21 protein-coding genes are annotated in these 26,542 nt (G+C 44.7%); 16 read left to right on the forward strand and 5 right to left on the reverse strand.

The genetic code is table 11. From position 1 onward, the window contains the following. Positions 1-24: 24 nt before the first annotated feature. Positions 25-2,007, forward strand: coding sequence for a sucrose-specific PTS transporter subunit IIBC (locus MKZ12_RS13520; RefSeq protein WP_339260855.1), 1,983 nt, complete (start codon positions 25-27; stop codon positions 2,005-2,007). Between the two features lie 140 nt (positions 2,008-2,147). Here the strand turns inward: MKZ12_RS13520 and MKZ12_RS13525 are convergent, their stop codons facing one another. Next, a complete protein-coding gene (locus tag MKZ12_RS13525) occupies positions 2,148-3,875 on the reverse strand; it encodes a cellulase family glycosylhydrolase (RefSeq protein WP_339261401.1) in 1,728 nt (575 codons plus the stop codon). 317 nt (positions 3,876-4,192) lie between these two features. On the opposite strand from MKZ12_RS13525, the gene MKZ12_RS13530 reads away from it, so the two are divergent. From MKZ12_RS13530 to abc-f, 5 genes are all read left to right on the forward strand, one after another. After that, positions 4,193-5,023, forward strand: a complete 831-nt coding sequence (locus MKZ12_RS13530) for an amidohydrolase family protein (RefSeq protein WP_339260857.1) — start codon at positions 4,193-4,195, stop codon at positions 5,021-5,023. Positions 5,024-5,308: 285 nt separating this feature from the next. After that, positions 5,309-6,751 (forward strand): 6-phospho-beta-glucosidase, encoded by a 1,443-nt coding sequence (locus MKZ12_RS13535; protein WP_339261403.1) that lies wholly within the window; start codon positions 5,309-5,311, stop codon positions 6,749-6,751. A 522-nt stretch (positions 6,752-7,273) separates the two neighbouring features. Continuing rightward, complete coding sequence (locus tag MKZ12_RS13540; protein ID WP_339260858.1) at positions 7,274-8,104, forward strand: PRD domain-containing protein; 831 nt, start codon at positions 7,274-7,276, stop codon at positions 8,102-8,104. Between the two features lie 217 nt (positions 8,105-8,321). Then, positions 8,322-10,208 (forward strand): beta-glucoside-specific PTS transporter subunit IIABC, encoded by a 1,887-nt coding sequence (locus MKZ12_RS13545; protein WP_339260860.1) that lies wholly within the window; start codon positions 8,322-8,324, stop codon positions 10,206-10,208. A 480-nt stretch (positions 10,209-10,688) separates the two neighbouring features. Further along, positions 10,689-12,158 (forward strand): ABC-F type ribosomal protection protein, encoded by a 1,470-nt coding sequence (gene abc-f / locus MKZ12_RS13550; RefSeq protein WP_339260862.1) that lies wholly within the window; start codon positions 10,689-10,691, stop codon positions 12,156-12,158. 129 nt (positions 12,159-12,287) lie between these two features. Here the strand turns inward: abc-f and MKZ12_RS13555 are convergent, their stop codons facing one another. Beyond that, positions 12,288-12,878 carry a biotin transporter BioY gene (locus MKZ12_RS13555; RefSeq protein ID WP_339242262.1) on the reverse strand — a complete coding sequence of 197 codons (591 nt, stop codon included), beginning with the start codon at positions 12,876-12,878 and terminating at the stop codon, positions 12,288-12,290. 112 nt (positions 12,879-12,990) lie between these two features. On the opposite strand from MKZ12_RS13555, the gene MKZ12_RS13560 reads away from it, so the two are divergent. The 6 genes from MKZ12_RS13560 to MKZ12_RS13585 all read left to right on the forward strand — a co-directional run bounded on the left by MKZ12_RS13560 (position 12,991) and on the right by MKZ12_RS13585 (position 18,825). Continuing rightward, positions 12,991-13,848 (forward strand): ATP-binding cassette domain-containing protein, encoded by an 858-nt coding sequence (locus MKZ12_RS13560; RefSeq protein WP_339260864.1) that lies wholly within the window; start codon positions 12,991-12,993, stop codon positions 13,846-13,848. Continuing rightward, positions 13,833-15,572, forward strand: coding sequence for an ATP-binding cassette domain-containing protein (locus MKZ12_RS13565; RefSeq protein WP_339260865.1), 1,740 nt, complete (start codon positions 13,833-13,835; stop codon positions 15,570-15,572). Before MKZ12_RS13560 ends, MKZ12_RS13565 begins: the two co-directional genes overlap by 16 nt. A 112-nt stretch (positions 15,573-15,684) precedes the next feature. Then, entirely contained in the window at positions 15,685-15,984 is a 300-nt protein-coding gene (locus MKZ12_RS13570) for a hypothetical protein (RefSeq protein ID WP_307537017.1), read from the forward strand. A 174-nt stretch (positions 15,985-16,158) separates the two neighbouring features. Beyond that, the gene (locus tag MKZ12_RS13575) at positions 16,159-16,602 is read left to right on the forward strand and encodes a GNAT family protein (RefSeq protein WP_339261404.1); all 444 of its coding nucleotides are present in this window, start codon (positions 16,159-16,161) and stop codon (positions 16,600-16,602) included. A gap of 142 nt (positions 16,603-16,744) precedes the next feature. Then, complete coding sequence (locus tag MKZ12_RS13580) at positions 16,745-18,208, forward strand: S8 family serine peptidase (RefSeq protein ID WP_339260867.1); 1,464 nt, start codon at positions 16,745-16,747, stop codon at positions 18,206-18,208. A 35-nt stretch (positions 18,209-18,243) separates the two neighbouring features. Then, positions 18,244-18,825, forward strand: a complete 582-nt coding sequence (locus tag MKZ12_RS13585) for a GNAT family N-acetyltransferase (protein WP_339260869.1) — start codon at positions 18,244-18,246, stop codon at positions 18,823-18,825. 115 nt (positions 18,826-18,940) lie between these two features. Here the strand turns inward: MKZ12_RS13585 and MKZ12_RS13590 are convergent, their stop codons facing one another. Beyond that, positions 18,941-19,300 carry a MerR family transcriptional regulator gene (locus MKZ12_RS13590; protein ID WP_339242273.1) on the reverse strand — a complete coding sequence of 120 codons (360 nt, stop codon included), beginning with the start codon at positions 19,298-19,300 and terminating at the stop codon, positions 18,941-18,943. A 102-nt stretch (positions 19,301-19,402) separates the two neighbouring features. Here MKZ12_RS13590 and MKZ12_RS13595 point away from each other — a divergent pair, with 102 nt between their 5' ends. After that, positions 19,403-20,113, forward strand: coding sequence for an SDR family NAD(P)-dependent oxidoreductase (locus MKZ12_RS13595; protein WP_339260870.1), 711 nt, complete (start codon positions 19,403-19,405; stop codon positions 20,111-20,113). Positions 20,114-20,511: 398 nt separating this feature from the next. On the opposite strand, the gene MKZ12_RS13600 is transcribed toward MKZ12_RS13595, so the two are convergent. Together MKZ12_RS13600 and MKZ12_RS13605 are read right to left on the reverse strand one after the other, a co-directional pair. Beyond that, on the reverse strand, positions 20,512-22,029 hold the full coding sequence (locus MKZ12_RS13600) for an ATP-binding protein (RefSeq protein WP_339260872.1): 1,518 nt from the start codon (positions 22,027-22,029) through the stop codon (positions 20,512-20,514). Then, positions 22,029-22,712: a response regulator transcription factor gene (locus MKZ12_RS13605; protein WP_339261406.1), complete on the reverse strand. Its 684-nt coding sequence runs from the start codon at positions 22,710-22,712 to the stop codon at positions 22,029-22,031. The genes MKZ12_RS13600 and MKZ12_RS13605 overlap by 1 nt, the downstream gene beginning before the upstream one ends. 225 nt (positions 22,713-22,937) lie before the next feature. Here MKZ12_RS13605 and MKZ12_RS13610 point away from each other — a divergent pair, with 225 nt between their 5' ends. From MKZ12_RS13610 to MKZ12_RS13620, 3 genes are read left to right on the forward strand one after another with little or no spacing between them, the layout of a single operon-like run. Then, complete coding sequence (locus tag MKZ12_RS13610) at positions 22,938-25,103, forward strand: glycosyltransferase family 39 protein (protein WP_339261408.1); 2,166 nt, start codon at positions 22,938-22,940, stop codon at positions 25,101-25,103. A 51-nt stretch (positions 25,104-25,154) separates the two neighbouring features. After that, entirely contained in the window at positions 25,155-26,141 is a 987-nt protein-coding gene (locus MKZ12_RS13615) for a glycosyltransferase family 2 protein (RefSeq protein WP_339260874.1), read from the forward strand. After that, positions 26,134-26,526 carry a GtrA family protein gene (locus tag MKZ12_RS13620; RefSeq protein ID WP_339260876.1) on the forward strand — a complete coding sequence of 131 codons (393 nt, stop codon included), beginning with the start codon at positions 26,134-26,136 and terminating at the stop codon, positions 26,524-26,526. Before MKZ12_RS13615 ends, MKZ12_RS13620 begins: the two co-directional genes overlap by 8 nt. The last annotated feature ends 16 nt before the right edge of the window (positions 26,527-26,542 follow it).

Below are 26,542 nucleotides of genomic sequence, written 5' to 3' on the forward strand. Positions count from 1 at the left end.
ATTACGTGAGAGGAATGAGATAACATGTCGGAGAATCAACGGATTGCCCAGGAAGTCATTCATGCCATCGGGGGCAAAGAGAATATCGCATCATTTGCACACTGTGCAACACGTCTTCGCATCATGGTGAAGGATAAAGAGAAAATTGATCAGAAAACGGTCGAGAACATCGAAAAGGTGAAAGGGGCTTTTTTCAACTCGGGTCAATATCAGATTATCTTTGGTACGGGAACGGTGAATCGAATCTTTGAAGAAGTTGAGAAGCTGGGAATCGAAGGATCGTCCAAGGATGATGTGAAGAGTCAGGGAAAAAAGGAAGGAAACGCTTTTCAACGGGCAATCCGCACTTTTGGTGACGTATTTGTACCCATCATCCCCGTACTGGTAGCTACAGGGTTGTTTATGGGCTTGCGCGGATTACTTACCCAGAATGAAATTTTGGCTTTGTTTGGTGCAACACCAGATGATATCTCTTCCAATTTCCTGTTGTTTACTCAGATTCTGACGGATACGGCATTTGCATTTCTGCCTGCACTTGTAGCGTGGTCTGCATTCCGCGTATTCGGCGGAAGTCCGGTACTTGGTATCGTACTGGGGCTAATGCTGGTTAATCCGGCATTACCCAATGCTTACGCGGTGGCGGATGGATCAGCCCAGCCTCTGCATATGTTCGGTTTTATCCCTGTCGTGGGTTATCAGGGGTCGGTCCTGCCTGCGTTCTTCGTAGGTTTGATTGGAGCCAAGTTCGAGAAGGTACTAAGAAGACGGGTGCCTGAGGCACTGGACTTGATTCTGACTCCTTTTATAACGTTAACGGTTATGATTACACTTGGACTGTTCGCGATTGGTCCCGTGTTCCATTCCCTGGAAGAGTGGGTACTGCATGGAACAACGGCCGTATTGGATCTTCCGTTTGGCATCGCAGGTATTATCATTGGATTCTTCCATCAGATTATTGTTGTTACCGGTGTGCATCACATCTTTAACTTCCTGGAGATTCAGCTATTGGAGAAAACAGGATTCAATCCGTTCAACGCGATTATCACCTGTGCCATGGCTGCACAAGGAGCCGCTTGTCTTGCGGTTGGTCTGAAAACCAAAAATATGAAACTCAAAGCACTCGCATTACCTTCGTCATTGTCTGCTTTTCTGGGCATTACCGAGCCAGCTATCTTCGGTGTTAACCTGCGTTATATGAAACCATTTATTATGGGGCTGGTTGGTGGTGGTGTGGGTGGTTTCATCGCTTCCTTGTTCCATCTGCAAGGTACAGGCATGGCAGTAACGGTTATCCCTGGAACATTGCTCTATCTCAACAGCCAACTGCCGTTGTACATCTTGTCCAATGTGGTTGCCATGGCCATTGCTTTTGCACTTACCTGGTTCTTCGGATATAAGGATCAACCGATTGCAGAGGAACCGGTGAGCCATGACCACAGTGGAGTAGCATCCGCTGAAGTTCATGCAGTGGATTCTAATTCGCGGACAAATTCAGTTACCGATGCTGTTATAATTAATCGAGCTAAAGTAGAACTGCTCGAAATCGCTTCGCCGATGAATGGTACTGTCGTTGATTTGGAGCAGGTTCCTGATCCGGCTTTCTCGGAAAAACATATGGGTGAGGGCATTGCCATTGAGCCATCAGAAGGTAAAGTGTATGCACCGTTTGATGGTGTCATTGCACATGTCATGAACAAAAGTAAACATGCGGTGATTCTGGAGCATGAGACAGGTGTACAGATGCTGGTTCATATCGGAATTAATACGGTTGGACTCAAAGGAAGTGGTTTTACCGCCCATGTGAATAGCGGAGATCGTGTAACTGCAGGGCAATTATTGATCGAATTCGACATGGATGTCATTCAGGCTGCGGGTCTGCCGTTGATAACACCTGTGCTGATTCCAAGCGGGAATGAAACGATAGCAACGGTTACAGGAACCTCAACCGGTCCTGTACATGCCAATGGGGATGCAATGCTTGTGGTGAGATTCAATGAACCTCAATAAGTGAACATATGAAATTATTTTCGCTAAATTTCTATGCAATTTTTATAACAAAACAGAAACGTTCTGTCCGAGCCCATTGCTCTGGACAGAACGTTTTGTAATTCCGATGGGAACTAAGAATTTAGAAACCCTTAAAACCGTTATGAAGCTACGCCAACAACACTGGTTCCATTTTTTGTGATTTTATACGTCAGCACATCGCCGTTCCAGAAGTGGAACTTGAGGGTGACTTCGCCATCATTGGTTTCATTAAAGAAGTTAGGTTTTAGCTCGATCACCTGACGATCGTAATCTGGGCTGAACGTGTAAGAGAACTCTTTGAACGAAGTCCAGTTCTGTGGACCGGCGTTCTCCCCGTTGGCATATGTCGCCTCCATCGTTGCCAGTTGGTTGCCGTTAAACGTAGTTGGAATGGCAAATGCACTGGTTGTGCCAGTCGTATCGTTTAACGTAGGTGTGTTATATTTTATGATATTAAAATTCCAGTCCGCACCTTGGTTGAATCCTGCTGTGAGTGTGGCATTTACGCCCAAATCACCAGAGGCTGTCAATTTGGTTAACAGATTGGATTTTAACGTAAGCACATCTTTTTTGATCGTATAGTCTTTACCTCTGACAAGAGGAGTAGTTCCATTCTTCAACGAATTGAATTTGTTGCCATTCAGATTGAGTTTTACTTTTTTATCTTGAATGCTTTCATTTTGTTTAAGGTACACGAGGTCCGTTTCAGCTGTGGATGAGCGACCTGTCCAGCTTGCTTTCATCGTATCAAACAGTTCCTGATCAGACCAAGTAAAGCTTGTGCGTCCGAAGTGTTGTCCGTTATCCCACAACATCGTTGTCATCTGTTTTTGACGCAGATAGTGCCCAACAAATTCGAAGAATTTCAGCTTTTCGCCTTGTTCAATGACACCTGTATGCTGGTCAAAACCAAGCAAGCCATACTCACCGACGATAACCGGAATGCCTTTGGCTGTAAAAGCATTGTATACCCGATCGAAGGTATCGGTAATGTCTTTCTGGACTTCCTCGTTATACTTGGTGTAACCTGCAATATTCACACTGAATGGCCAGAATCCGTAATAGTGAACGGTTGCAATAATGTTGGGGTCACTCAATTTTTGAATGGTCTTATTCAGTTCATCCAGATCAGGTTGAGCGGAAGAGGTATGCATCGTTGGAAGCACAAGTGGACGTGTATTGTTGTTTCCACCCGAAGTTCTTACAATCTTATGAAAAGAAGTATTCAACTCGTCCAGCATGCGATAGCCAATAGCCGCATCTGTTGTACCTCCTTCGGAGAAGCGGGGTTCGTTAACACTTTCGAACATGAGCTTGTCGGATGCATCTTTGAACTTGTCAGCGATCTGAGTCCAAGCAGCATTGTAACGGGCAAGTACGTTGTCATGGTCTTTCTCCATGTAACTGATCCAGCGCCAGGAGTCATGGTGAAGATTGATCATGACGTAGAGATCGGCATCGAGGGCCCAGTTCACTACTTCTTGAACCCGATTCATGTAAGCGGAATCAATTGTATAGTCGGGTGCGTCACCGATGTGAGCTTCCCAGGTCACAGGAATACGGATACTGTTGTAGCCCTCAGCTGCGATCGATTGAATCAGTTCCTTCGTAATGCGCGGATTGCCCCAGGCTGTCTCATCCTCACCAACGGCATCCAGAGAGTTACCCAGATTCCAGCCAGGCTCCATGGCGTTCACGTATGCCTGCATTTTGCTTGGCGCGGTTGAGGTACTGGCCTGTTCACTGTTGTCTGTTGCAGCGGAAGCGACAGCCGAAGAGAAGAGAGACAGAATCATGGCAGTTACAAGTGTAAGAGAGAGGACCGATTTACGATTTTTTTTCATCAACATAATCTCCTTCAGTTAGAATGGTTGAACTTGAATAGAAGTTAAGCAACTGTGAAAATGGAGCTCAACTCAAACCAAATCATGACTTGTTCAAAAATGGGATCACCACCGAATTATGTATTGAAAGCGTTTTCGGAATTTAATATATCATGATTATATATAGGAGGATACCCGCACAATTGCAATAAAACTCATGTGATAATTAGTGATCTGGTTTAGCTAGTAGATTGTGTGAAGATAATGATTTTATTTGAAATTGAGATGATATAATTGATTTTAACAATAATTAGATTCATATACTCTTGGAGGAATGTAAAATGAAGCTGGATGCACATCAACATTTCTGGGAATACAATATTGCCGAGTATGGATGGATTGGGGAAGAGATGAAAGCCATTCGTCAGTCTTTTCTCCCACATGATCTGGAACCTATATTAACACAATCGGGGATGGACGGATGCATTGCAGTGCAAGCGAGACAATCACTGACAGAAACTGAGTGGCTTATGCAACTGGCAGACCAATACGAGTTTATCAAAGGTGTGGTCGGATGGGCGGATCTTTGTTCGGATGATGTTCGAAATCAGCTTGAACTGCTCGCGTCCAATCCGGTTCTGAAGGGTGTGCGTCATGTCATACAGGATGAGCCTGATCTTCAGTATGTTTTGAGAGAAGATTTTCAGCGCGGGATTTCATTGCTTAAAGAGTATGATTTGGCCTATGATCTGTTGGTATCCAAGGAGCAACTGCCTTATGCCGTTGACCTGGTTAAGGCGTTTCCTGAACAGCGATTTGTACTTGATCATCTAGCCAAACCCGACATAAAATCAGGTATACTCTCACCATGGCGAGAAGCACTGGAGTCGTTGGCTGCCCAACCAAACACATATTGTAAACTTTCAGGAATAGTGACTGAAGCAGATTGGGCAAGTTGGACTCCGAGTGACTTTACATCCTATCTGAATATCGCCATAGAAGCCTTTGGTGCGGAACGGTTAATGTTTGGGTCCGATTGGCCAGTGAGTAACCTTGCGGCTTCGTATTCTGAAGTATACGGTCTCATTAAGACCCACATTCAATCCCTATCAGAGTCTGAGCAACAGATGATTCTTGGTGGGACATGTGCTGCCTTTTATCAAATATCATAATGGGCATTTCTTCGTTAAACCGGTTTCGGGAAGTTGACAACGGTTCTGATTCTTGCTAAAGTTTTATCCAATCCGCATAATTGATCTGGGAATGTTACCGATATGGGCATAACCTGAGCTGGCTTGTTTACACGTAATCGTGTACCCAGGCTGGTTCGGGTTTTTTCTATTTAAGCTGAACAAAAAAATGTGTAATTTTGCAGTTCAACTTAAATATGCTGTCTTTTTAATATTCTAACGATTTGAGCGGATAGCTGAATTACATATTTGGAAGGAGAAGTGATGATGACGAATTTTGAGTTTCCTAAAGATTTTCTATGGGGTGGAGCCATTGCTGCGAATCAGGCGGAGGGTGCGTATCTGGAAGATGGCAAAGGCCTGAGCATCGTTGACTTGCTGCCAACAGGAGAGAGCCGCAGAAGCATTATGAAAGGTCATGTTCCAGCTTTTACGCCGCTCGATACCGAGTTCTATCCTTCACATGAAGCAATCGATTTTTATCACCGTTACCCTGAAGATATTGCTCTGTTTGCCGAAATGGGATTCAAGGCACTGCGTGTCTCCATTGCCTGGGCACGGATTTTCCCAACAGGAGAAGATGCACAGCCAAATGAAGCAGGATTGCAATTTTACGATAACCTGTTTGATGAATTATTGAAGAACGGTATTGAACCTGTCGTTACATTAGCTCACTTCGATGTGCCTGTGCACCTGATCGAGAAGTATGGTAGCTGGAGAAGTCGTGAACTGGTAACCTTATTCGAGAAGTACGCTACAACGGTATTCACACGGTACCAAGACAAGGTGAAATACTGGATGACATTTAATGAGATCAACATGCTGCTTCATCTTCCATTCCTTGGCGCGGGGCTGGCGTTCAATGAAGGCGATAATATCAAGGAAATTCAATATCAGGCTGCTCACCATCAACTGGTTGCAAGTGCACTGGCAGTCAAAGCATGTCATGAGATTATCCCTGGTGCCATGATTGGTTGTATGCTTGCGGCAGGAAGCTTCTATCCGTATACCTGTAATCCGGAAGATGTGTTCAAAGGTATGGAGAAAGATAGAGAATCCTATTTCTTCATTGATGTGCAATCACGTGGGGAATATCCGGGTTACGCCAAACGTTTCTTCAAGGATCACGGGTTGAACATTGTTATGCAGCCGGGTGATGCGGAAATCTTGAAGAATCATACCGTAGATTATATCGGATTCAGCTACTATTCAAGTCGTACTACGAGTACCGATCCTGAAGTGATTAAAAATATGACCAGTGGCAATGTATTTGGCTCGGTAGCCAATCCATATCTGGCGAAGTCCGAATGGGGATGGACGATTGATCCAAAAGGATTCCGTATTACTGCCAATCAGCTTCATGACCGTTATCAGAAACCGTTGTTTGTCGTTGAAAATGGATTTGGTGCCAATGACGTGGTTACACCGGAAGGTGAAGTAGATGATGCATACCGGATTGATTACTTGAAACGCCATGTAGCTGAAATGGGTGAGGCCATTCAGGATGGGGTCAACATCATCGGTTACACGAGCTGGGGACCTATTGATATTGTAAGTGCATCCTCAGGAGAGATGAGAAAACGTTATGGCTACATTTACGTGGACCGTGATAATGAAGGTCAAGGAGAGCTAACACGACTGAAGAAGAAGAGTTTTGAGTGGTACAAAAATGTGATTGCATCTAACGGAACAAACCTAGGTGACGAGTAGTTTATACTTTTCTGAATTAAAATGGTCTTGAACGGCAATAAAACATCGGAAGTTTCATCTATATCAATTGAACTAAACATTTACACAAAACGGAGAGGACAGAAAAAAGCTGGAGAAGCGAAGCTAAAAGCTTTCAATGGAAAGCTACTTCGTGAGTATCAACTCGCTTTATCCCCGGATTTTCCCTTTAGCAAGTGAATCAAAAAATCCGGGGGTAACAGCGATCGGAAGGTTGTTCTGTCATCGGAGTAGCTAGTGTAAATATTCTCTAGTTCAATTGATATAACCACGGAACTTCCGTTTGTTCCCGCATTGAAAGCGTTGACATATAGTCAGGTTCGCGCTATACTTGACGCAATTATATCGTTTCTGGGATTGTTACTACTCGAAGTAGGCAAAACCTAAGCACCAAAAAAGCAGACCACCATGTCTTGTTTATTTTGTGATGCTTCAGGTTTTTTTTGTATGCCCAAAAGACGATGTATAACTGCCAAGAGAGTGGAACGTGACGGGGGGATTGAAGTGAAAATAGCAAAGGTTATCAACAATAACGTCATTAGCATCTATCAGGCGGATGGAACAGAGCTTGTGGTGATGGGACGTGGGATTGCCTTTAAGAAAAAGCCGGGGGATAAAGTAGACGAGACCCGCATCCAAAAAGTATTTGCATTGAAAAACAAACAGACATCCGATAATTTCAAAATGCTGCTGCGTGAAGTTCCGATGGAACTGATTGAAATTGTGGAAGAGATCATCACGTATGCGCGTGAGAATCTCGGCCGAAAGCTCAATGAGAACATCTATGTGTCCCTTACGGACCATATTAACTTCGCCATCGAACGTTATCGGGAAGGCGTGGAGATCAAGAACGCATTAATGTGGGAGATCAAGCAGTTGTACAAGCCTGAATTCGAGCTGGGTCTGAAGACACTGGAACAGATCAACACTCGCATGAATATTGAACTTCCACCAGATGAAGCCGCGTTTATTGCCCTTCATATTGTCAACGCAGAGATGAACGAAGAAGTCATTACAACGATGAACATTACGAAGTTTATTCAGCAAATTATTAATATAGCGAAATATCATTTCAAAATGGAATTTGATGAGGATTCTCTCAGTTATTTTCGCTTTATTACACATTTGAAGTTTTTCTCTCAGCGAGTGCTCAGTGGTACGCATTACGACAACAACTATGATCATTTCTATGACATGATTAAGGAGAAGCATCCTGATGCCGCAGCGTGTGCGGAGAAGATTGAGTTGTTTGTCAAAAAAGAGTACAACCATGAGCTGACCAATGAAGAAAAGTTGTATCTGACAGTTCATATCGAACGAGTGGTTAATCGATAATATTTAAATGTTGACAAAAATGGTTTAATTATAATAATATGTGATTAACAGGAATTGAATACGATTTAACTGGGATTGTTACTGGTTATGCAGGCAAAACCTAAGTCATGAGAAGGTCAGGACCATTGTGTCAGTGTCCCCTTACTCAAGGCTTAGGTTTTTTGCGTGCAAAAAAATCGGTAAAGGGCCTGTTTGAGAAAAAGTGGGGGTGCAGATTATGAGTCAAGAGAAACTGGCCAAAGAGATCGTAGAACTCGTCGGCGGTGAGAAAAATGTGGAGTCGCTTGTTCATTGTGCAACACGGTTACGGTTTGTATTGAAGGACGACGCCAAGGCAGACAAGGCCAAGCTGGAGAAAACAGAAGGTATCATCGCAGTCAAAGAAAATGGAGGACAGTTTCAGGTTGTTGTTGGTAACAAGGTGCCTGAAGTCTATAATGCCATTGGACAGATCAGCAACATTCTGGATGATTCGTCGAACAAAGAAAAACCGGGCAAAAAAGCCAAGGGGATTGGCGGTATCATTGATATCATTTCCAGCATCTTTGCTCCACTTCTGGGAGTTATGGCGGGAGCCGGTATTCTAAAAGGGTTATTGTTGATTGCAAGTAATATCGGATGGCTGGAAACGACAGAAACAACTTATACGATCCTGTATGCAGCAGCAGATAGTCTCTTCTACTTCCTGCCTCTGTTGTTAGCGGTTACAACAGCGCGTAAATTCCAGGGTAATATGTTTGTAGCGATGACGATTGCGGGAGCACTGATCTATCCATCCATCGTCACGTTGAAAGCAGAGGGAACACCAACGGATTTCTTCGGTATCCCTGTCATTCTGATGAACTATTCATCTACGGTTATTCCTATCATTTTAGCTGTCATTGTCATGAGCAAGTTGGAGAAGTTCTTTAATAAGACACTTCACGATAGTGTGAAAAACTTTGTTACACCGTTATTTTTGCTAGTGATTATGGTACCTCTGACACTGTTGGTATTCGGACCATTTGGTGTATACGTTGGTAATGCAATTGCAGCCGGACTCGTTGCTGCATTTGGATTCAGTCCATTGCTTGCGGGAGCCGTTATGGGTGCAAGCTGGCAGTTGCTCGTTATCTTCGGAATACACTGGGGTCTTATTCCGGTATTTATCAACAACGTTGCAGTGTATGGACAGGATGGCGTTAAACCGGCTGCGACAGCTTCGATCTTTGCTCAAACGGGCGCGGCTTTTGGGGTTATGCTGAAAACCAAGAACAAAAAACTGAAAACGCTGGCTGGATCATCCACATTGACCGCATTATTCGGTATCACTGAACCGGCTATCTATGGGGTAACATTACCACTGAAACGTCCGTTCATTGCTGGAGTAATCGGTGGTGCAGTTGGTGGAGCGATCATTGGTCAAGCGGGCACTTTGGCATTCGCGTCTGGTGCACCGGGATTGCTGACTTTGCCAATCTTCTACGGACCAGGTGGGCAAGGCTTCCCAGGATTGATTTTGGGTATCGTAGTATCCTTTGTGGTTTCGGCTGTACTGACGTACATCATGGGCTTCAAAGATCCGGTTGAAGAAGAAGAAACAAAGTCCGATTCTACGTCATCTGCTCAGCAACCTGCCCGTACAATGAATGCTTCAGACGAAGAAGTATTTAGTCCAATTCAGGGAACGATTGTGGAATTATCGGAAGTTCCAGATCCGGCATTTGCCTCGGGAGCAATGGGTAAAGGGATTGCGATTGAGCCAGCTGTGGGCAGAGTGGTAGCGCCATTCGACGGTACAGTTACCGTTGCATTCAAGAAAAAACATGCCTTGGCTGTAGTATCTGACACCGGTGCAGAAATATTGGTTCATGTAGGTGTAGATACGGTCAAGCTGGACGGACAGCATTTTGTCTCCCATATCAAAGAAGGGGATCGGGTTCAAGCGGGAGACCTGCTGCTAGAATTCGATATTGCGCAGATTAAGGCGGCTGGTTATCATACGGTGACACCTATTATCGTAACGAATTCCGCCAACTATGAGGAAGTTATTCCGCAGGCAACAGGTCAGGTTGATACCCAGGAGCTTCTATTGAAGTTGAACAGTGGAAAGGGAGAGGAATAAAGTAGATTAGATGCAAAATCAATGTTATAGGTTTTCATGGTTCCATTGACAGGGTGGAATTGGAAATTTATAATTATAATTGGACATCTATTCCCTGATAATGAAAGGTGGATTATTGAACATGACGAATGCGATGAGACTGCGTTTCTTTCCTTTGAATCGGTAATTGAATACGTTCAAAGGCTCTGACCGTTAGTTCAGAGTAAACGGGATCAGTCTGTCATTTTCAATTATCCTGACCTTATATACATGGTTTAACTTGTATTCTCGTTTACATTGGATCACAGGCCTTTGGCCTGTGATTTTTTGGTTTACTTATCACGAGTCTGAGCTGATATGATGCTCAATAGAGACTACAGGAGGTACGCCGCTATGATGACATTACTATTCTATTGATACGAGCTGGCACGATAAGCTCGTATCGATAGAAGTGTTCTTCGCTATCGATACGAAATAAATCTTATTTCGGAGGTAGCGAATATGGAAAAGATATGTTTTGAATTAGTGCAGGTTGAAATGTCCTATATGGATAAAGCAGTTCTGAATATTGAGCGACTGGCCGTGCATCAACTGGATCGCATCGGTGTAGTGGGTGGTAATGGTCAGGGTAAAAGTACATTATTGAAACTCATTGCGGGACAGATCCAGCCAACAGCCGGAAAGGTAAAACGTTACGCAGAGTTTGGTTACATGGAACAAGTAGAACCACCCCAGCCAAACGAAAATCTGGAGGTTGACGGGGCTTTACTCAGCAAATTGGCGATTCCTCAACATGATAAATCATGGAGTGGCGGAGAACAGACCCGTTTGAAACTGGCTCAATTGTTCACTCATTACCACGAAGTATTATTACTGGATGAACCCACAACCCATCTGGACCAAGAGGGCATTACATTTTTACTGGATGAATTGCGGTATTACTATGGGGCAATCGTGCTGATCAGTCATGACCGTGCGGTTCTGGATGAACTGGTGACCACGATCTGGGAAATTCATCAGGGAGAAGTCCACGTATATACCGGTAACTATAGTGATTATCAGGAACAGAAGAGGCTGGAGCGTGAACAGCAGAACCTGGCCCATGAACAATTCTCCAAAGAGAAAAGAAGATTGGAGCTGGCCGCCCAGGAAAAGATGAAGAAAGCCGAGAAAATAACGCAGGCTGGAAACATGTCCAAAAAAGAATCCAAGGCAAAAGCAAACCGCATGTTTGAGACCAAATCCAAAGGTACCAGTCAAAAAGCAGTGCATCGTGCTGCTAAAGCGATTCAACAACGCATGCAACAACTTCAAGAGGTGAGTGCGGTGCAGGAGGATCGACCGATTATCTTCCGTCAGCCGAAGACATTGGAGTTACACAACCGATTTCCAATTATGGCAGATCGCCTTACACTTGAAGTGGGTGGAAACATATTATTGGAGGATGCAAGTTTTCAAATTCCGTTAAAACAAAAAATAGCGATAACCGGAACCAATGGCAGCGGGAAAAGCACATTGCTTAACCATGTTTTCCGTGCTGGAGATGGAATCACGATGTCTCCAAAAGCAAAGATCGGTTATTTTCAGCAAATGAGCTATCGTTTCACGATGAAAGATACTGTATTACAATTTCTGAAAAATCGTTCGGAATATGAGGAATCAGAGCTTAGAAGTGCGTTGCACGCGATGCAGTTTACAGGGAATGACTTGCTCAAGAATGTGGGAACATTAAGTGGAGGAGAAGCGATTCGTCTTCAATTATGTTATTTGTTTCTTGGGCAATATAACATTCTATTGTTGGATGAGCCGACGAATTTTCTTGATATGCATGCCTTGGAAGCGTTGGAGCGTTTTATCAAGGCGTATGAAGGAACGATTCTCTATGTATCTCATGACCAGAGGTTCGTTGAAAATACAGCGGATCAACAATTTCAGATTGCGGAGCGTCAATTAATTCGGGTGAATATATAAGTTGAACTAAAAAAATATTTACACTGGACACTTCCATGACAGAACAACCAACAAAAACAGCCAAAGAGATTTTGGCTGTTTTTGTTTTAGAATATGGATGCTCGTGATCCAATAGGATATGTAGATTCATTAAGAATCGATTTTTACAACCGTTGAATGCATGTTACCTGTAAGACGTTGAGGTGGAAATACCATGCGCACGGGTGCGATAATGATCGTGGCAAATACCGCTTTGATCAGATCACCAATAATGTAAGGATAGAATCCTTGAATCATGGCCTCGGGCAAGGACATTTTGTATGCATAAGCCAGCCAGGGGACGCCTGAGACATAATTTAATAGTGAACCAAATAATTCAATGATGATAAACGCAAAAATAAAACCTTTAAACCCTTGGATTCTCACTTTGGAGAGGAACAAACCGATCAGGAGTGCGGAAAAGGGCCAGATTACAACATATCCCCCGGTCGGACCTAAGAGAACAGCAAGACCACCAGTTCCATGTAGAAGTGGGAAGCCTAGTGCTGTCAGCACAACAACGAGAGCAATACTTAAGAACCCATACAACGGACCAAGTAACCCTCCGGCCAGCATAACAGCCAAGGTTTGTAATGTTATGGGTACCGGGGAAAAGCCAATAGGAATGCTTATGTAACCAAAAAGTACTAATATTGCGGCCATAAGGGCGCTGAATACAATGCCTCGCAAAGATAATTTCATGTTTGAACAATCCTCTCCATTTTGGTAATATGATTGTTAACCAATTATATAAATGTGGTTGACGATTAGGATCGTACCACATAAAAATAGAAAGGGAAAGGACTAATTTACGATGCAAGGCAACCTGCCCATAATTACATTAGAAGATATCCGAGTGCATTATGCTTCCGAGGATGGTCAAGTAAGGAAAGCACTGGACGGTATCTCGCTTACGCTGCATCAAGGAGAATGGATTAGTATTGTAGGGGCGAATGGCAGTGGGAAAAGTACGCTCGCCGGACTACTCATTGGATTCATTCCATTATCGGGAGGGGTACGGATTATCCCGGAGGCACTAACCGTCCGAGGTGTATTGCAGCAACCGGATACCCAGGTATTGGGGGACACGATTGAAGAGGAATTCCATTATGCATTGTCTCCATTAATGATTACTGTAGAAGAACAATTGGAGCTCAGGCAGGACGTATTACATACCGTAGGACTTCAATATGCACCGGATATGGCCATCTCACAGTTATCGGGTGGACAGAAACAACTGCTCAACATTGCTGTAGCGCTCGTGTCCAGACCCGATGTATTGATTCTGGATGAACCAACAGCCATGCTTGATCCCGGAGCAAGAGACCGTATTGAGACCATAGCTCAGAAGATCACCCAGCGGGGGACAACGGTAATCTGGATTACGCATCATCTGGAAGAAGCGACCTTGTGTGATCGGATTATTGCTATGGACCGAGGGCGTTGTGTGTACGATGGAAAGCCCGAGTCCTTTTTCTATGAAAAAGAGATGACTGAGAAGGCTATTTTGAATAAAGAGCAGCTATCTCTCTGTGAAAGATTAGGGTTGGATCCTCCGTTCACTGTGAAGACTGCGTTATTGCTCAAGCACAAAAAAGGCATCAGGCCAGAAGCCATGCCACTGAGGCCTGAACAATTGGCTAAGGAGGTCGCACGTTGGAGATCGAATTAACCAATATACGTATAGAAGCATCGGAATCGAGCAAGCGTGCACTGCTTGAAGATATAAATATTCAGTTGAACAGTGGGGAAATCACGTTGCTGTTGGGCTGCACGGGTTCAGGAAAAACGACTTTACTACAGACGTTGGCTGGTCTGAGACCTCCCGATGCAGGCAGTATCACATTGGATGGCACACCTTTCTGGAAAGAAGGAAAAGTGCCGAAGTCCATTTTATTGCAAATGGGACTATTGTTTCAATTTCCGGAACAACAACTGTTTGCCAGAAGTATTCAGCGTGAATTCACATATTCTCTGCGTTCCTATCGATATTCAGAGAAACAACAACAAGAGCAGATCACAAAAGCTCTGAATCAGTGGGATCCACCGGTATCCCCGGAGTTGGAACGACGTTTTCATCTTGACAGGTCGCCATTTGCCCTAAGTGGGGGAGAGAAGCGCAGACTAGGTCTTGCTCTCGGAATGGTGACCAACCCACATTGGCTTCTGCTGGATGAGCCGAGCGCCGGTTTGGAAGCGCAAAGTGTCGTGCTTTTGCTCGATGCATTGGAGCAACATCGTCAGGCAGGTGGTGGGGGCGTGGTAGCAACACATGATTTGGATACATTCTTGCCTTGTGCGGATCGGGTATTGTTATTGCAGGAAGGACGCTTAATCGCCGATCTTACGCCGCGAGAACTTCACGATAGGCCTGAATTGCTGGAGCAGACAGGGATCGGACTGCCACCTTCGATGCGACTAGCACAGCAGATGAGGGCTGCGGGTCTTGATCTGCCTTCTATCGCGATGACGCCAGAAGAGATGGCTGAAAGTATTATTCAGTCTACGTTCGTTGAGGTGGGCGTTCAGAACGAAGCGAAAGTGGCATCCGGACCAGCGATTAACCTAGCAGAGAGAGATACAACGGAGAACATGGAAGTGCACGATCCGAAGCTTCTTCCGAACGCATGGACTCCTTCAGGCGGATTATATGGTGTTATGGACCCGCGTTTGAAATGGATTTTATATATTTTGCTGGTCACCGCCGCGATGCTTCAACATCGATGGCTGGGATTGACATTAACACTGGTGCCGGTAGTGACAGCACTTGTCGGGCTCCCGCGTCAGACTTTGGCTGGATGTATGAAGTTAATGAAGCCACTGTTATTCTTTTTCATCATATCGACAGCGCTATCCGGGACAACCCTTTCAACAGAGGGAGGAGGTCTGCACTTTGGCTTTTCCCTGATGCAGGCAGAGGGCACTTTACTGAATGTGTATCGTTTGTTTATCGTCACGTTGGCAAGTTTATGGTTTTCGCTGACGACACCATATGGGCGAATGGTAGAAGGACTGAATTGGGTACTCGGTATCGGTAAAAAGATCAGACTGCCCGTAGCTTCGTTTGCTCTTGCTGTATCGTTAATCTTTCGATTTATCCCGATGATCTGGAGTGAATGGCAGCGATTCTCACTGATTGTACGGGCACGTGGAAAGGTCGCTTTAAGACCAAATACCGTACGGATTCGTGATTTGGGTCCGATGGTGATTCCCTTGTTAATGGCACTGTTCCAACGTGCAGAGGATATGACTATTGCGATGGAAATGCGTAAAGTTAGAGAGCACTCTATGCTTGGAACGCGCTCTTCGTTATTGGTGTGGTCCAAGCGTGATACCTGGATTAGCATGGCAGGCCTCATTGGTTTTGTACTATTAGTATGGATTGGCCAATTGTGATGAATTAGAATTATTAACGCAGTGTTTTCCAAAGATCATGCATAAGTACGGTCGACCTTGCTCACAATAAGTGTGCATGAATCATCTGGAAGTGGATCAGGAGGGATAAACGATGAAAGATAAGTTTTTGCGTGAAGAACGACAAGAATATACCGATGTGTCTACGGTGGAGTCGCAGCGAAACGATATCACACTCGAAGAATTCCCGGAGGGTCCTTACGGTTCATCTCTGTTATCCGAGTCTCTTGGGAAAAGTTCTCCGTGGCGGGCGGATCAGAGGTCTGCACATCGTTTTGATTATGAGAATCATGAGCTTCACGAGGGAGAAGTACGGGATTATCCGGGTCAGGATGTTTTTGACGAAACGGTTCCGGATAATGTGTCCAAACCTCAATACACGGAAGAATCGTAATGTGATATGGATATAAAATAGAGCGCAGCCTCCGACAGGTTTTATCTTGTTCGGGGGCTATTTTCGTTTGTGCTCAATAAAAACAAATCTCCTCCAATTCCACATTATGGGTTATTATATTTGTAGCTCGGAGTAAAAATTTGGTTGAGTAGGCGGAGGATTCGGAATGGGCGGTTGCTGGAGTGTGCAGTAGAATCACCTCCAACTCATGGTGAGGCTAAGAATTTCACGGAAAACTTCTCTGATTTTTCTTTAGCCAAAGGACGGATCATGTTTACCATTGTAAATATGGATGGTGAGAATGTCGGAGGTGTGAACCTGAACAGCATTGATGAGAGAAACGGTACCATTAGCATTGGCATTCAAATTGACAGGGATCATCGAGGAAAAGGATACGGAACCAGAGCTGTTCGCATTTTGCTGAAGTATGCCTTCTTCGAGCGTAGGCTCAACAAATTCAATGACTCTGTACTCGAAGGAAATGAACCTTCTGCAGCCATGATGAGAAAACTTGAATGTATTCAGGAAGGTGTGCGTCGCCAGGTGATCTATACGGATGGAAAATACCAAGATCTAATTCTCTTTGGATTAACCAAAGACGAGTTTGTGGAAAAATAGGGGCTTGTTTGATTGTTTGATTCCAACATATATAAGATCACTAGGTGCTTAAAGTCTGCCAATGATCATTGGATAAATGGTAATGTACATTAAGCTAAAGGTGAGAGTATATTCTAATGATATCAAAATCTGAGGTGATCGTGTGGATAGAGCAATACCCGATCCGACATGGAAAAGGTTAGGTTTTGCTGAACAGCCTGATTTTCATACTTCTGGTCTGGGTGTGGGGATTGTAATTATCGATTCAATTAAACCACATCATCTCGTACATCACTTAAATACACGAATTAAATGTGTTACCGTACATGAAAATATGACTGTCACTATGCGAGACATTTCATCTATGAACAGGGAGGAGGATAATCGGAAAGGCGAGCATGGCCTTATGAGTGTATTAGCTGTGGCTCATGAACCTATTCTATTAGAGGGACAGATTCATGTCGGGATTGCACCAGCAGCAACATTTATCGTTTTAGATCATGGGGCATTTACAACTGGAGAAGGAGAACGTCTGAAAAAAGGAATGGAATGGATTCTTGAACATGGGCTCGAATGGAATATAAAAATTATTTTAAGCACTGGTTGGCAGGCATTAGATAATGAAGTTTATCTTAAAAATACGAGTGAAAACTCAACGGTTAAAGCATTGGCGACAGCTGTGCAACAGGGCATTTTGGTTATTTGTTCGAATGGGAATACACGTTTAAATAACATCATGCCTCCAATACAGTATTTAGCAGTAGGCGGCTACGTGGATCGTGGAAATGCTGATCGTTCATTACACGCTCCTTTCCCTGATGAACCTTATGGCAGAAATGGAGATGGTCACTACAGACCAGATGTATTAGCGCCCAGACTAGACCTTACGATCCCCTTTTGTGAAATTGAAGAATCTACTCGGCGTGTATCTTTTTATGGGGGCACATCTGGAGCGGCTGCCCTTGTTGCTGGTGTTGCGGCTCATCTATTCTCCCGATTTCCGAGTTTAAGTTCTGAGATGCTAAGACACTTATTAGTCGAGCATGGAGAACCACTGGAGGGTGATGATAACCTGGCTCCTCGAATTAACGTTGAGAATACAATTCGTTATATGGACAGGGCAGATAAGCCAAGCTACATAACAAAAACTTTACCCATGGTAAGTATAAAAAATCAAAATCCCTATAACACAATTCATTCAATGGATGATATCGAAAGAGCGCTCTCTTTAACAGTTTTAGTGGAGAGGGGAGGATTATCACGTGAAGAGTTGTGGAGCTTCACTAAGGATTCATCCGCTATTGTTCGTAAAATTGCAGTATCGACCCTCGGCCAACCGATGAACGAACGAGAGCGAAAGTTGTATTGGATGTATTTAATGAATGAAACAGAAGGGGGAGTGCGTGGATGGTATATGCATGGATTATTGCAAAATGCTCCAAAGGAGGAAATACATAAATGGATAAATTGGTCAACAGATATTAACTGGTCGGTTCGATGGTGTGTTAGCGAATATTTGGCTCAATATCCAGAGTGTTTTCCCCAACTGGAAAAAACCCAAGATCCTGACGCTATACATATCAAGGCATTGCCTTTAAGGCAATGGTTCACGACACTAATTCTATAATGAAGTAACGTAAATCAGTATGTGGAGGGAACCTTATGAAACAAACCATTTCAAGTGATGAATTAATCATTGATTGCAAGGATATTTATTTGCGCGAGTATCGACTTGAGGACTTAGAGAAACTGCAAGAAATTACGTGGCAACCTGAGGTGTATGAAATGTTACCCGGATGGAACGCTACGATTGAAGACAGGACCCTGTGGCTCACCGAATATGAAATCCCTGAGAATCAGCGTTTTAAACAAGCAGTATTGGCGGGAGGGGATATTGGAGATTTATACTTACGTATGGCTATCGTACTGAAAGAGAATGATGAGTTCATAGGATGGTGCTGCTCAGGGACCAAGGACGAACTGCCAGCACCCAATCGGGAGATTATGTACGGTATTTCGAAACACTTCAGGAATCGTGGCTATACAACGCAGGCAGTAAAAGGGATGACACAGTATTTGTTTAAACATACAAACGTTGAAATATTAAATGCCATCGCTTTGATTACCAATCAAGCATCCAATAAAGTGATACAGAAATGTAATTTTGAACGGTTAAATTTGATCGAGATCGAGAATGAACCTTATCACCATTATCAACTGTGTAAGCATGAAGGTCATTTTTGATAGAACATAGTCCCATGTAGAATCGTTATAACATTAACATTTTGGATCAGGCTAGACAGTTATTGCTGGCTGCCTGATCTTTTTCTTTCATTTAATTTATAGGACAAGGCTTATTTTAAAAATTTTCTCCGCGATAATAGCGTTCCAGTTTGTGATCCAAATGAACAAGCTGCGCTTTTTTTTCCTCGATATCATTCAGCAACTTTTGCTTTTGATCCTCAATTAGCCTGGTTCTTTCTTTCAACGTGGAGGTTCCTTCATTGACCTGATCATAATACTTTTTGATGTCTTCCACACTCATCCCCGTTTCACGAAGGCATTTGATAAAAACCAGCCAGTTCAGATCATCCTCCAAATAAAGGCGGTTATTCTGCTCATTTCGTGCAGCGGGTTTCAGCAGTCCCTTTCTTTCATAAAAGCGGATCGCTCCAATCGAGATATCAACTTTTTTGGCTACTTCTCCAATCGTTAACATGTGAATCCACCTTTTTATAAAAAAAATTTGACCTGCACTAAGTGTAGCATAGTAACTTATACATTGTTAAATAAAAATCTAATGACGGAAAGAAGGATTCACATGAAAAAGACTGTTTTTGTAACCGGAGCAAATAAAGGAATTGGATATGAAATTGTAAAACATTTGGGTGAAGCTGGTTGGAAAGTTATCCTTGGCGCAAGGAGTGTCGAACGGGGGGAAGCAGCTGTTTCGGAGTTAACTTCCAGGGGATTGGATGTAGAATTTGTGCAGATCGACATGATCGACATGAAGAGTATCGAACTGGCAGCTGATACGATCTATAAGAAGTATCCCTCAATAAACCTTCTGATCAATAATGCAGGTATGCCTGGTGCATTCTCTCATTCCTTCACGGATACGAAAGAGGAAGACCTGCGGAACGCCTTCGAAGTGAACTTTTTCGGCACGTTCCGTTTGAATCAGCGTTTGTTCCCGTTAATCAAAGATAATGAAGGCACAATCATTAATGTTTCGACCGACATGGCATCTCTGGACCATATGCAAAATGCGGAATTCACTTTAAATGCCTTCGACTATAACTCATCCAAAACGGCCAACAGTGCCATGACTCTTTCCATGGCCTATGAAGTCAAAAACAGCAGAGCTCAAGTCTTTGCAGTCACGCCCGGATTCACTTCAACAGATCTTAACGGCAATGCCGAAGGCGGTAAATCAAAAGAAGCCGGCGCTGCGATTATCGTGCGTTATGCGACAGATGGTAAACGCCATAATGGGGAGTTCCTTGATGAGAATGGCGTATACCCTTGGTAATCCATAAGATAATGGGTATGAGGGGCTAAAAAATTTTGAGTTCATTCTGACTGATTTTGGTCAATGGCCAGACATTTTTCTAACGAACACAGGACGTCTTATTCGGCCTGTAGGTAATCTTATAAAAATATAAAGAACATCAGACACGCTATTTCTCAAAATCCCCTGACAAAAACGCTGTAAACTGCTGTTTATTCTAATATAATGTGGCTCAGGTTCATTAGTTTCTGCGGGTGCTTCAAGCCTCGAATAAGACGCGTCAGATTCGTTAGCCGGTAAAAAATGGACTACTACTCTTCACTCTATCAAACAGATACAAAAAACAATCCCCCATTCGTTTCTTAATTGAAATGATGGGGGATTCTTCATGGCAATGAAAAGCCGGAGTCTACCTCAATTCAGACATCAGTCTTATATAGCGGCATCAAAATCATAAATTCAGTTCCCACGCCTACCTGACTTCGTACTGTAATTTTCCCACCATACGACTCCACAATTGAGCGGGTAATGGCTAGACCGAGACCTGCACCACCTTGTTTGCGCGAACGAGAACTGCTTGTGCGGTAAAATCGCTCAAAGATATGGGGTAGATGTGCAGGTTCAATACCTGTACCGTTATCCTTTACTGACAATTCAGCCTTATGGTGCGTGGCATACAACGTAATGGAGATGGCTCCATGCTCTGGATCGGTGTGCTGCACCGCATTATGGAACAGATTCAGCACAACCTGCTTCAGCTTATAAGGGTCAGCCAGTATATGGACCGCAGCCGTCAAGTCCAGATGAATGGACCTCAGCTGAGCCATCATCGCAAGTTGGGGTTGCATTTCGAGCAACAGACTGTCCAACTGAATGACCTCACGCTCCTGCTTCGGAGCCTGGTCCAACTTGGTCAGGAGCAGTAAATCTTCAACGAGCTTGTTAATTCGTACCGATTCGCCATGCATGCTGTCCAGTGCTTTATACAATTGATCCTGATTGGTCGCTGCTCCCCGCTGTAGAACTTCAATGAAGCCGTGAATGGAGGTAAGCGGGGTACGAAGCTCATGGGAAGCATCGGACAAGAAACGCTGCATCTGCTCTTTCGATTCCCGCTCCGCTTCAAACGAGTTCTCCAACCTTTCAAGCATCCCATTAAATGAAACGGCGAGCTGATCCACTTCCTCTTGTCCCTGAACGACGGGAAGGCGTTCTGCAAGGCTGCCTGCATCGATCTGCTGAACTTTATTAACCATGTTGGACAGGGGAATCAATGTCCGGCGTAATACCTTAGTGTATAGAATAAGACCAGCTACCATGGCCAACAGTGATAACATCAGAAAGATCAGAAGCTGTTTAATAATCAAGTCTTTCAGTGGTTTTGTAGCTGTGCCCATCTGGACCATGGGTAAGCCCCGATTGCGTGGACCTGGTGAGGCGAATACAATCAATTGCTCATTCCCTTGACTATCCGTTACGATCCGGTAGGGAATATGTTTTTGTTCTTTCAACTCCGCTGTAATGTCTTGATATTCAACGCTTGATAGATGAGGAGCTTTCAGACCGTCTTCCCCAAAAACATCCTCGAACGTACCTTGATTATCAAACAACGCCAGTGACCGGTCCGGAATAAATAGCACCCGATTGCCAGATCCGTTACCTGCCTGTCCTCCAAAAGGATTGTTGGAAGAGCCACTACGTGACTGGATTCCAAGCCACACCGGGGGCATGGACATGAGCTGTTCTTGCATGGTTTTTGCCTGATTTCGATACAGAAAGCTTTCCATGATCCAGAATTGCAGGATACCGATTAACAATAGCAACCCAGCAAGCACGAACAGAGAACGTGAGAGCAATTGAGAACGCAGTGAACGGGGCCAGATCCATTGGTGAAGACGTCTTAAACGAAGTTTATTTTTCTTAGGCAGTGAGTTCATCAGAGGTCCACCCTGTACCCGACACCCCGAAGCGTGCGTATGAGTTTATGCTCTTTGTCCCCGAGTTTGTCACGCAAGGAGCGAACATATACCTCCACAATATTTTCTTCTCCGCCAAAATCATACCCCCATACCCGGCTCAAAATGGTTGCTTTGCTAAGTACGATCCCATGATTAAGCACAATAAATTTTAACAGTTCGTATTCGGTTGGAGATAACTCCAGGACCTGATTCTGATAGGTGATTTCTTTGCGCTGATCATCAATTCGGAATGGGCCGTGGGTGACGGCTCCTATTAATAAAGGAAATTGATTGCGCAGTCTGGCCTGAATTCGAGCGAGCAGCTCGTCGAAGGCAAAGGGTTTGATCATATAATCATCAGCCCCCAGCCAAAGGCCCTTAACCCGATTCTCGACTTCGTCCTTCGCTGTCAGCATAATAACACCAATCTGAGCTCCGGTCTTACGAAGACGCTCGACCACTTCGAATCCATCCATCTCTGGCATCATGATATCCAGAATAGCCATATGTGGCCTGAATTCAAGTGCCAACTCAAGCGCAGCCGCTCCATCCGGTGCCGTACGCACATCGAAGCCTTCATTGCTTAATCCAAGCTCCAGAAATTGCAAAATATGTGGTTCATCATCAGCCAATAGTATTTTAATTCCGCTGCTAAGCTTCATAATGCGGGGTTCCTCCTTGCTTGCTTCCATCTTAATTCTCCCTCAAGTGAGAGGGACTATATGTTGTATTATCGCTTGCCAAACTGAAATTTAGCTGAAAGGATTATGAATTATCCTCAGACAACATTCAGCGGACACTCATCCCAGTTTTATTTTGGCATGTCAGAATAGTAGACATGAAGAACTTTGAAGGAGTGATTAACATTGAATAACACCAAAAGAAGGATGGATTTTGTCCTTCTGCCAATTGTATTACTGGCGGCGTTTCTGAATGGATACGGTATCTGGAACGATCAATATGCCAATTCCTACTATACGACTGCCGTTGGTAGTATGCTCAGCAACTTCCATAACTTTTTCTATGCTTCACTAGACTCGGCAGGCTCCGTCACTGTAGATAAACCACCTGTGGTCTTCTGGATTCAGACGGCTTTTGCCTATGTCTTCGGATTGCACGGATGGAGTGTTATTTTGCCACAGGTATTAGCAGGAATCGGTTCGGTGCTCCTGATCTATTTCATGGTGAAACCTACATACGGTCTTGCAGCAGCACGGATCTCGGCGCTTGCAATGGCGACTGTGCCTGTCGTGGCGGCAGTCAGCCGGACCAACAATATTGACAGCATGCTGGTGTTTACACTACTGCTGGGTTCATGGTTTTTGTTCAAAGGCAGCAAACAAAACAGTGCTTGGCGCATACTGGTTGCCTTTGGGTTAATCGGCTTAGCCTTTAATATGAAAATGCTTCAAGCCTACATGATTCTCCCGGCTTTTTATTTGTTCTATTTGCTCGCATTTCAGGCGAAATGGAGAAGGAAGATCATCCTGATGATCGGCAGTACAGCGGTTCTGGCGGTCGTTTCCTTATCCTGGGCCGTCACTGTGGATTCCATACCCGAAGACGAGCGGCCTTATATCGGCAGCAGTGAAACGAACTCGGTCATGGAACTGGCATTTGGATACAACGGCCTGGCTCGTCTAACGGGTCAGCAGAATACTTCAGGTAACGCTGGTATGCCAAATGGGATCGGACAGGGAAATAATCGTGGCAGTCGTGGGGATTCGACCTCTGCGCCTAATCAGACGGATAGTGGTGTTCCTGGCGCTGGACGAGATGCCAATGCACCGGATACCGATAATTCAAATGCTTCAAACGGCAGGAACGCCATGGGCGGAATAAATGGGGCGAATGGCAATTTCCCTAACGGACAGATGTCAAATGATATGGAAATGCCAAACGGAAGAAATTTTGGCGGTAATGGTGGCGGAGGCATGGGAGGCATGTTTGGTACGGGGGAGAAAGGTCCTCTGCGTCTGTTCCAGACTGAACTGTCAGGTCAAGCTAGCTGGCTTATGCCAGTTGTGCTGCTTGGGTGCATTGCCATATTTGCAGGGTTAAGACGGAGAAATATAACCAACAAGCACAAGGAGGCCTTGTTCTGGTTGGCCTGGCTGCTTCCGGTTGCTGCCTTTTTCAGTGTGGCAGGGTTCTTCCATCAATATTATTTGATTATGCTTGCACCTCCAATTGCAGCGCTGACTGGCGCAGGATTTGTAGCGATGTGGAAGTTATATCGTGATCGCACCGGATGGCAGGCATGGTTGCTTCCGGTGTCCGTACTGCTTACGACGCTGTTCGGTTGGTATATCATGCAGGTGTATAACGATACGATTGGTGCAGGATGGTCGATTAGTGAATTAATCGCAGGCATTCTGGTTACGGTCATTCTGGTCGTTATGCTTCATCGCACACATCGATGGAAACAGGGCTTCATTATCGCAGGATTCATGGTGATGCTGATTGGTCCAATCTATTGGGCATTCACCCCAATTACTTATGGTGGCAACAGTATGATTCCGGCAGCAGGACCTACGGGTTCCAGTAGCATGTTTGGTGGAGCCGGAATGGGCATGCCGATGGGTAACGGTGCAGGAGATACAGAAATGCCTGCAACGGGTGGCCGAGGTGGAATGGGTAACCGTAACGAAGAAGTGGATACAGCCACATTGAATTATCTGAAAGAGCACAATACGGGCGAAACGTATCTCTTCGCCACTACGGACTATAATCAGGCAGCGCCTTATATCATCGATGAGAAAGCAGCAGTGATTACGCTTGGCGGTTTCTCCGGATCAGACCCGGTGTACACCACAGAGGAACTTGAGGAACTCGTCAAGAGCGGGCAAGTGAAATATTTCATGGTTGGTGGCATGGGTGGCCGTGGAGGAAACTCGGAAATTACCGATTGGATTAAAGAACATGGAACCGAGATTCCAACTTCAGAATGGAAGACAGGCACCGACAGCGGATCTATGGATAACGGAGACACCGGAAACAGAGCTGGCTTTGGATTCGGCGGACAGACGACCTTGTACGAAGTGAAATTATAAACTGTAATGAAAATCTCGAACGAAGTCCATTGGAAAAGGGAGGGGACGAACATGGCTCACGCGTACCGATACAGCATTATTATTCCTATGTATAACGAGGAAGCGGTGATCGAAGAGACTTATCGGCGTCTGAAGAAGGTCATGGGCAGCACAGGAGAGAGTTATGAACTGCTGTTTATCAATGATGGCAGCGTGGATGGAAGTGCACAGATGATTCGTGATTACGCCCGTTGGGACGAGAGTGTGAAGCTGATTGATTTTGCTCGTAACTTCGGACATCAGATTGCGATAACAGCAGGTATGGATTATGCAGCGGGGGATGCCGTGGTTATTATTGATGCGGATCTGCAGGACCCTCCCGAACTGATACTGGATATGATCGCCAAATGGGAAGAGGGTTATGAAGTCGTATATGCCCGTCGCACCAGACGAAGCGGGGAAACTCGTTTCAAGAAATGGTCGGCAAGTCTGTTCTATCGTCTACTTCGTGCCTCCACGGATACGGATATCCCGGTAGACACCGGAGACTTCCGCCTCATTGACCGCAAAGTATGTGATGAAATGAAACGTCTTCCGGAGAAAAACCGATTTGTGCGCGGGTTGGTCAGTTGGGTCGGATTTCGTCAGACGGCTATTGAATATGAACGGGATGAACGTCTGGCAGGTGAAACGAAATATCCGCTGAAACGCATGCTGAAGCTGAGCCTGGATGGCATTACGTCATTTTCTCATAAACCGCTCAAGCTGGCAGGATATGTAGGTGCGATCCTGTCGGTAGGTGGATTCATCTACATGTTAACGGTTATTGGTTCAGCCATCTTTACGGATTCTACGATTAAAGGATGGCCCTCCATTGTGAGTATCATGTTGATGTTTAACGGATTCATCCTGATTATGCTGGGCATTCTGGGCGAGTACGTTGGCCGAATCTATGATGAGACCAAGGCGCGTCCACTATACATTGTAAGAGACGTGGTTCAGGCCGAGAGTCAGCAAGTGCAATCCCGATTGACAGCCCGAGTTGCTCATCATGACTAAGCGTCTGGTAACAATCTTCAAGTTCGGTATTGTGGGTGTTGCGAATACCGCAGTGGATGCGGCGGTGTTTGCTATACTCGCACTGGTCGGTGTACCAGTTCTGATGGCTCAAGTAATCTCATATAGCTGCGGTATTGCGAACAGCTATTGGCTGAACGGCAGGTGGACTTTTCGAGATGCGACGCGAGGGGGTAACGATAGAGCGAAACTTATTCGTTTTCTAATCACCAATCTCATCGTTCTTGCATTATCCGCCCTCATTCTGATGACATTGCACGATGTGTTGGGTTGGAGTCTCGTGATGAGCAAGATCCTGGCGACATTAATAGGAATGGTCCTGAACTATATGGCTAGTAGATATTGGGTGTTTCGTATAGCAGCTTAGCTGCGCGCAGTATGAA

Origin of the sequence: Paenibacillus sp. FSL R5-0713 (genome assembly GCF_037973325.1) — a bacterium.
GTDB lineage: Bacteria > Bacillota > Bacilli > Paenibacillales > Paenibacillaceae > Paenibacillus.

What these genes read in the sequence shown, in the direction of transcription:
- MKZ12_RS13600 (WP_339260872.1), bottom strand. Translation starts at nt 22,029, where the DNA reads ATGAACTCACTGCCTAAGAAAAATAAACTTCGTTTAAGACGTCTTCAC.
- MKZ12_RS13585 (WP_339260869.1), top strand. Translation starts at nt 18,244, where the DNA reads ATGAAACAAACCATTTCAAGTGATGAATTAATCATTGATTGCAAGGAT.
- MKZ12_RS13570 (WP_307537017.1), top strand. Translation starts at nt 15,685, where the DNA reads ATGAAAGATAAGTTTTTGCGTGAAGAACGACAAGAATATACCGATGTG.
- MKZ12_RS13610 (WP_339261408.1), top strand. Translation starts at nt 22,938, where the DNA reads ATGGATTTTGTCCTTCTGCCAATTGTATTACTGGCGGCGTTTCTGAAT.
- MKZ12_RS13595 (WP_339260870.1), top strand. Translation starts at nt 19,403, where the DNA reads ATGAAAAAGACTGTTTTTGTAACCGGAGCAAATAAAGGAATTGGATAT.
- MKZ12_RS13615 (WP_339260874.1), top strand. Translation starts at nt 25,155, where the DNA reads ATGGCTCACGCGTACCGATACAGCATTATTATTCCTATGTATAACGAG.
- abc-f (WP_339260862.1), top strand. Translation starts at nt 10,689, where the DNA reads ATGGAAAAGATATGTTTTGAATTAGTGCAGGTTGAAATGTCCTATATG.
- MKZ12_RS13560 (WP_339260864.1), top strand. Translation starts at nt 12,991, where the DNA reads ATGCAAGGCAACCTGCCCATAATTACATTAGAAGATATCCGAGTGCAT.
- MKZ12_RS13535 (WP_339261403.1), top strand. Translation starts at nt 5,309, where the DNA reads ATGACGAATTTTGAGTTTCCTAAAGATTTTCTATGGGGTGGAGCCATT.
- MKZ12_RS13590 (WP_339242273.1), bottom strand. Translation starts at nt 19,300, where the DNA reads ATGTTAACGATTGGAGAAGTAGCCAAAAAAGTTGATATCTCGATTGGA.
- MKZ12_RS13620 (WP_339260876.1), top strand. Translation starts at nt 26,134, where the DNA reads ATGACTAAGCGTCTGGTAACAATCTTCAAGTTCGGTATTGTGGGTGTT.
- MKZ12_RS13605 (WP_339261406.1), bottom strand. Translation starts at nt 22,712, where the DNA reads ATGAAGCTTAGCAGCGGAATTAAAATACTATTGGCTGATGATGAACCA.
- MKZ12_RS13555 (WP_339242262.1), bottom strand. Translation starts at nt 12,878, where the DNA reads ATGAAATTATCTTTGCGAGGCATTGTATTCAGCGCCCTTATGGCCGCA.
- MKZ12_RS13530 (WP_339260857.1), top strand. Translation starts at nt 4,193, where the DNA reads ATGAAGCTGGATGCACATCAACATTTCTGGGAATACAATATTGCCGAG.
- MKZ12_RS13520 (WP_339260855.1), top strand. Translation starts at nt 25, where the DNA reads ATGTCGGAGAATCAACGGATTGCCCAGGAAGTCATTCATGCCATCGGG.
- MKZ12_RS13545 (WP_339260860.1), top strand. Translation starts at nt 8,322, where the DNA reads ATGAGTCAAGAGAAACTGGCCAAAGAGATCGTAGAACTCGTCGGCGGT.